Annotated in this window: 8 protein-coding genes; 4 read left to right on the top strand and 4 right to left on the bottom strand. The window is 71.3% G+C overall.

The genetic code is table 11. The features are described from left to right. On the bottom strand, positions 1-445 hold a 445-nt coding region (locus tag K9U41_RS21545), incomplete at its 3' end, for a DUF5330 domain-containing protein (RefSeq protein WP_282642893.1). 256 nt (positions 446-701) lie between these two features. On the opposite strand from K9U41_RS21545, the gene K9U41_RS21540 reads away from it, so the two are divergent. The 4 genes from K9U41_RS21540 (at position 702) to K9U41_RS21525 (ending at position 3,549) form a co-directional block, all read left to right on the top strand. After that, positions 702-2,156, top strand: a complete 1,455-nt coding sequence (locus K9U41_RS21540; RefSeq protein WP_282642892.1) for a sensor histidine kinase — start codon at positions 702-704, stop codon at positions 2,154-2,156. After that, positions 2,153-2,872, top strand: a complete 720-nt coding sequence (locus tag K9U41_RS21535; protein WP_282642891.1) for a peptidoglycan-binding domain-containing protein — start codon at positions 2,153-2,155, stop codon at positions 2,870-2,872. The genes K9U41_RS21540 and K9U41_RS21535 overlap by 4 nt, the downstream gene beginning before the upstream one ends. Then, a complete protein-coding gene (locus K9U41_RS21530) occupies positions 2,873-3,217 on the top strand; it encodes a DUF1491 family protein (RefSeq protein ID WP_282642890.1) in 345 nt (114 codons plus the stop codon). 137 nt (positions 3,218-3,354) lie between these two features. Beyond that, on the top strand, positions 3,355-3,549 hold the full coding sequence (locus tag K9U41_RS21525; RefSeq protein WP_282642889.1) for a hypothetical protein: 195 nt from the start codon (positions 3,355-3,357) through the stop codon (positions 3,547-3,549). Positions 3,550-3,770: 221 nt separating this feature from the next. Here the strand turns inward: K9U41_RS21525 and K9U41_RS21520 are convergent, their stop codons facing one another. From K9U41_RS21520 to K9U41_RS21510, 3 genes are all read right to left on the bottom strand, one after another. After that, positions 3,771-4,304, bottom strand: a complete 534-nt coding sequence (locus tag K9U41_RS21520; protein WP_432715842.1) for a DUF1254 domain-containing protein — start codon at positions 4,302-4,304, stop codon at positions 3,771-3,773. 143 nt (positions 4,305-4,447) lie between these two features. Next, positions 4,448-5,023, bottom strand: a complete 576-nt coding sequence (locus K9U41_RS21515) for a DUF1214 domain-containing protein (RefSeq protein ID WP_282642887.1) — start codon at positions 5,021-5,023, stop codon at positions 4,448-4,450. 133 nt (positions 5,024-5,156) lie between these two features. Next, on the bottom strand, positions 5,157-5,570 hold a 414-nt coding region (locus K9U41_RS21510; RefSeq protein WP_349237865.1), incomplete at its 5' end, for an acyl-CoA thioesterase.

Raw genomic sequence — 5,570 nt, 5'->3', positions numbered from 1 at the left:
CCGCAGGGGTGGCGGGCTGGGCGCCGCCCTGGGTGCCGCCCTGGGGCAGGACGGTGCGGCCGTTCTCGCCGCCGCCCCAGACCGGCAGCAGATCCTGGGGCGAGAGATCGAGCGCGCCCGCCTGACCTGCGCCCGCCTGACCTGCGCCCGGCAGGGCGGCCGGCGGATGGGGCGCGCCCTCGCCCGCGGGGGCGGAGCCGATGGAATCGTGGAGCCATTTGGCGCCCACCTGCGCTTTTTCCACGAGGTGGGTCGCCATCTGCCCGCCCACGGCGCAGGCCTGCGGCTGGCGCTCGCAGAAGCCCTTGAGGTCGGCCACCAGCGCCTGCACGGCACCGAAGGCGTCGAACACGCTCACCTCCTTGCCGTCGGTGCCCTTGAGGCCGAGCGGCAATAGCAGCAGCACGAGGCCGATCCAGAAGGCGAGGCGCAGCAGAAAGAACATGGCTCCCTCGTCATGACGCGCGGGCCTGATGCCGGCGCCTTTGCAAAATACCAGAGCGGGCGCCTCCGTGGGCCGGCAGGGCTGCCGAAAGGGCGCACATTTCAAGACATCGTTAACGCTGAAAGCGGGCGATGCCGCTCCGGCTTAGCGTTCGCTTAAAGCCTGCCGTGGCAGGGTCTGTCCCCAGGCGCCGGGGTCCGGCGCACAGGTTTTCAGGCATTCGGCCCGCAGGTGCGGGCATCTGACAGGGGGCGGCGTGCGTCACCTCGGCATCGGCGAAGCGGCGGCAGATCCCCGTCCCGGCCCCACGCGGGGTGCGGGCGGCGAGAGCCTGCCGCGTCTTGCGGTGCTCGGGCGGGTCACCGGCGCCACGCTCACCGGCCTCGGTGTGCTGGCGCTGGGCTGCGGTGCCATCGTGCTGCTGGCCGAGGTCACGGGCCTGGTCCAGGGCGCGTTTCTGAATGCCACGGCTCTGGTCGCCACCGGCCTCGTCTCCGCCGCTCTGGCAGCGGTGGCTGGCGGGCTTGCCCGCGCCGCCACCCGCGCCAGCGAGGAAATTCCCGACGACGCCCTCCTCGTCACCCGCCACGGCCTGCGCGGCGAGGTGGCCATGGTGGAAGCCATGGAGGGGCCGTTCGCCGACGCATCGGCTTCCGCTTTTGCCGGCCTCGCCCTGTTCGAGCGCGTGCTGGTCGCCGACCGGCCGGCCTTCCTCTCCGCGGTGCAGGCCGCGGCCCACGGCAAGGCGCAGCGCTGCGAGCTGCGGCTGCGCTGCGACGGCAAGGCGGAGGCCGCTCCGGCCTTCATGACCGTGGAAGCGCGCTGCACCGCCCTGCGCTCGGGCCAGGTGCGTATCGTCTGGCGCGCGCCGTGGCAGGCGGCGGCGGCCGAACGGCTGAAGGCCGATGACGCCGCCCGCGCCCGTGCCGAAGCGGAAGAAGCCAATGCTGCGAAGAGCCGCTTTCTCGCCGCCATGAGCCATGAGCTGCGCACGCCGCTCAATGCCATCCTCGGCTTTTCCGAGCTGCTGGCCACCGAGACCGGCGCCCCCCTCGATGACGCCCGCAAGGCCGACTACGCCCGCATCATCCACGAGAGCGGCCAGCATCTGCTCGGTCTCGTGAACGACATTCTGGACCTCTCGCGGGTGGAGGCGGGGGCCTATGAGCTGGAACGCGAGGCGGTGGACATGGCTGCCCTCGTCGCCGGCTGCGCCGAAATGGTGGCCATCGATGCCGGACGCGCGGGCGTGGCGGTGAAGACGGTGTTCGCGCCCCGCCTGCCCGCCATCGATGCCGACCGGCGGGCATTCAAGCAGATCGTGCTCAATCTGTTGTCCAACGCCGTGAAATTCACGCCCGAGGGCGGCCGGGTGCAGGTGAGCGTGCGCCGCGAGGGCGAGGCGGTCGCCATCCGCGTGCGCGACACCGGCCCCGGCATGCGGCCGGAGGATGTGGCCCGGCTCGGCGAGCCGTTCTTCCAGGCCGGCGACTGCACCCAGCGCGCCCGGGGCAGCGGCCTCGGCATCGCGGTGGTGAAGGGGCTGGTGAAGCTGCACGGCGGCGCGTTCCGCGTGGAGAGCGCTCCGGGGCGGGGCACCAGCGTCACGGTGACATTGCCGCTTGCGGCTGAGCCGGCGGTGCGGGGCGAGGGCGTGGTGGCGCCGTTTCCCGCCCGCCTCGACGACACGCGCGCGAAGAGGATGGCATGAAGGCGGAACCGGTCATGGCGGGGGGATTGGGCGAGGACGCGCCGACGGCGGTAGACCCGTTGGCGGCGAGCGCCCGTGCGAACGAGGAACGGCGCCTGCGCCGTCTCGACATGGCGGCCGGCGGCGTGGCCCTTGCCGCCGGCGGGGCATTCCTCGTCAACCTCCTGCTGCTGCAGGCGCCGCCCGCCGGCGCGCCGCTGCCGGAGGCGCGTCCGGCCGGGGCCATCCAGGCCCTCGACCGCTCCAAGACCAGCCGCACCACGGTGCCGCTGCCGCCGCACAGTCCCGCCGGCGCGCCCCCCGCGTCCGCCGGCGGCGCCACCGATGGCGCGCTCGGCTACCTGTCCATTCGCACCACCGTGACCGGCACGCCGGTGCCGCTGGTGCCCGGCACGGCGGCGGCCGGCCGCGCGACCGCGCAGGCCAATGCCGATCCCGTGCCGCGCCGTCCGCCGGCCAGCGTCGGCGCCGGGTCTGATGTGACCGGGGCGGTGCGTCCGCCGAGCGACGTGCCCGCCTCTCCGCGCCTCCTCGCCGTGCAGAAGGCGCTGGCGAAGCTCGGCTACGGCCCGCTGAAGGTGGACGGCCGGCCGGGCGGCGAGACCCGTACCGCCATCCAGCGGTTCCAGCGCGACCGCAACATGACGGCCGACGGCGAGGTCAGCGACAAGCTCGTGCGCGAACTGGCCTCGGTCTCCGGCGTCACGGTCAACTGAATGCGGCTCAAGAGCGCCATCTTCGTTTCCGCGCTTCTGCGCCGTGCCCAGGTGGAAGGCGCCTATGGTGTGGTGGTGCGCCGGGGCTCGGAGGAGGCGGGGGCCATCTTCGTCAAGGTCTCCCGCCTCGACGGGACCTCCGCCCTTTATGGTCCCGCGCCGCAGAGCGCCTTCGACGAAGGCTTCCCGGGCGATCGCCTGTTCTCGGTTCTGGTGGAGCCCGGCCGGCCGGAGGCGGATGCGGACGCGCGCATCGCCAGGGAACTGAAGTTCGACCCGGATATCTTCGTGGTGGAGATCGAGGACCGCGCCGGCCGGCATTTCCTGGATCTGGCCAAGGCGTGAGGCAAGCGCAAACGGGGTCGACAGGAGGGAGGTGGCGGGGCACGCCCGCCATGATCGGTTAATCCGCCGTTCAGGTGCAGGAAACCATAAGGACGCCAGCGACGTTGTGATCACGGCTCTCGATGGAGGAGCAGAGCATGAGCACTGTCATTGCGTTCCCCGACGCGTGGACCCTGGCGGCGCGTCGCCCCGCCGCCCGCAGCCGGGATGCGGACGAGGTCCGGACTGAAAGCGCCGAGATCGTGATCCTGCCGGTGGTGCGTGTGGAACGGTACGATGCGCATCTGCCCGGCCCGGTGCCCCGCAGCAACAACGGCCGGCGTGCCCGCTAGAGCAATTCCAGCAAAAGTGCGAAGCGATTTTGCGTCCGGAATTGCGATGAAACAAAGGTTTAGAGCATGTTCTGCGAACCGGTGTTTGCCGAACATGCGTTAGAGCGCGCGCGCCGATCCGCTTGCATCGCAAGCTGCTCGGGTAACGCGTTCCCGATCTCTGATTGAGAGGGCGATTCACCGGGCAGGCTGGCCCAATCAGCTCGGATCGCGCTCTGAGATTAGTTGGACGGTGTGCAGGTGGCGGCTTCCAACTGGCGCCGCACGATGGCCCGCGTGCCGCGCTCGCGCGCGAACGCGCGTACCGCGACGATGCCCTCAAGGGCGGGCGATTCGATCACCAGCCGGTCGGCGGCGGTGATTTCCTCATCTTCCGGCAAAGCCGCCTTTTGGCGCGCCGTCATGAGGTCGAGCTCGATCACCTTGCCGGCGGCCTGATCGCTGAGCGCGTAGAAGGCGAGGCCCTCCGCCGTATAGAAGGAGACCGAGGTGTAGTCGGCGGTCGCCGGCACCCGTACCTTCAGCGGCGCTTCCGACAGATCGTAAAGGCACACCGCCGACACGAAGGCGGGGTCCATCATGGGCAGCACCTGCTCCTGGGGCGATGGGTCCGGCAGCAGGGTGAGGACGTTGGACTCCATCCGCTCGGAGAGCCGGGCATAGGCGTTGCGCTCGGCGAACGCCGGCATGGCCAGGATGGAGACGATGTGGGCGATGGCGCCCAGCACCACCGCAAACGCGACGAACAGCAACACCTGCGCGGGCGAGCCGAAGCGTGGCCGCGACAGGCGCGGGCGGGGGAGATGCGGGCGCGGCAGGCTGGCGATGAAACGTCCGGCGCGTCGGGTGAGGCGCCCGGCAACGGTTGTGGCTTCCTCGCGCAGGTCGTCCAGCGTCGTCACAGGCAGGTCTCCTGCGTGATCCTGGGCAGGACGGCCGCGTCCGCGGCACCGGAGGCGAAGGAGAACGGCGCGTCATACAGGCGGAGCGCCACCTTCAGCCGCGGCCGCGCGCCGGTGGGCAGCCAGTTGCCCGCGCGGGCACGGGGCGACAGGCGCACGTCGATGGCGCCGTCGTCGCGATAGACCACCTCGGCGCTGGTGAAGCCGAAGCGGCCGGCATCGTTGGCGATGAGGTGGCCGTCCTGGTCCATGAGCGTCAGCGTCCACAGCCGGGCCTGGGGCAGGACGCCGACGATGCGCGTCTCGCAGCGCCCGTCGATGGGCTTGCCGGCGTCATCGGCGGCGGCCAGGAAGAGCAGGCCGTCGGCCAGTTCCAGCGGCAGCTCGCCGGAGCGAGCGAAGGCGGCGCGGGCGTAAGGGTCCGCCTTGGCCGTGCCGGCGCGCGGCCAGCCCTGCCAGGCCCCGGCGCGCACCACATCGAGCCCGCGCGAGTGGGTGACGGAAAACCAGGTGACGCCGAGCCCGAGAATGGTGGCGACGAGGAGCGTGAAGGCAAGAGGCAGAAGGCGCACGGCACATCCGGGGCTGTCGGCCCCCTATCTAGAGCACAATTCCGGCCGGAGCAAAGCGGCGCGCGCAGGCGGTGTGCCTCAGCGCAAAACTTTGGGGCCGAGACCGGGAGCGGGAGAGGCGACGGCTCGCGCCCTACCGCACCCTATAGCCTTCGAGAACGGCGCGGCTCGCGTCGGGCAGGGGCAGGGGGCGGCGGTTGGTGGTGTCGAACAGCACCACCACGGTCTCGGCGGTGGCGGTGCATACGCCGTTCTGGAACAGCGCCTGCTTGATGGACACCGAGCTTCTGCCCACCGAGAGTACGCCCGTGCCGATCTCCACCTCCCCCGGCCAGTGCATCTCGGCGCGGTAGTCGAGGACCAGGCGGGCGATGACGAAGCCGGCCCCTTCCGGCGCCACCTTGTGGGGGGCATCGAGCAGCAGCCGGGTGCGGCCGGTCTCCAGGAAGGTGGAGAAGACGGCGTTGTTCACATGGCCGAGCTTGTCGGTGTCACCGTAGCGGATGGTGTCGCGCGCCTTGACGGGGAAATCATCCAGGGTGGGCGG

It is taken from the genome of Xanthobacter autotrophicus (assembly GCF_029991245.1).
Lineage (GTDB): Bacteria > Pseudomonadota > Alphaproteobacteria > Rhizobiales > Xanthobacteraceae > Xanthobacter > Xanthobacter autotrophicus_C.
The sequence above is the reverse complement of the archived record's forward strand: the minus strand, read 5'-3'. Positions and strand labels throughout refer to the sequence as shown.

Coding starts and splice junctions, on each gene's coding strand:
- K9U41_RS21535 (WP_282642891.1), top strand. CDS start 2,153: ATGAAGGCGGAACCGGTCATGGCGGGGGGATTGGGCGAGGACGCGCCG.
- K9U41_RS21530 (WP_282642890.1), top strand. CDS start 2,873: ATGCGGCTCAAGAGCGCCATCTTCGTTTCCGCGCTTCTGCGCCGTGCC.
- K9U41_RS21525 (WP_282642889.1), top strand. CDS start 3,355: ATGAGCACTGTCATTGCGTTCCCCGACGCGTGGACCCTGGCGGCGCGT.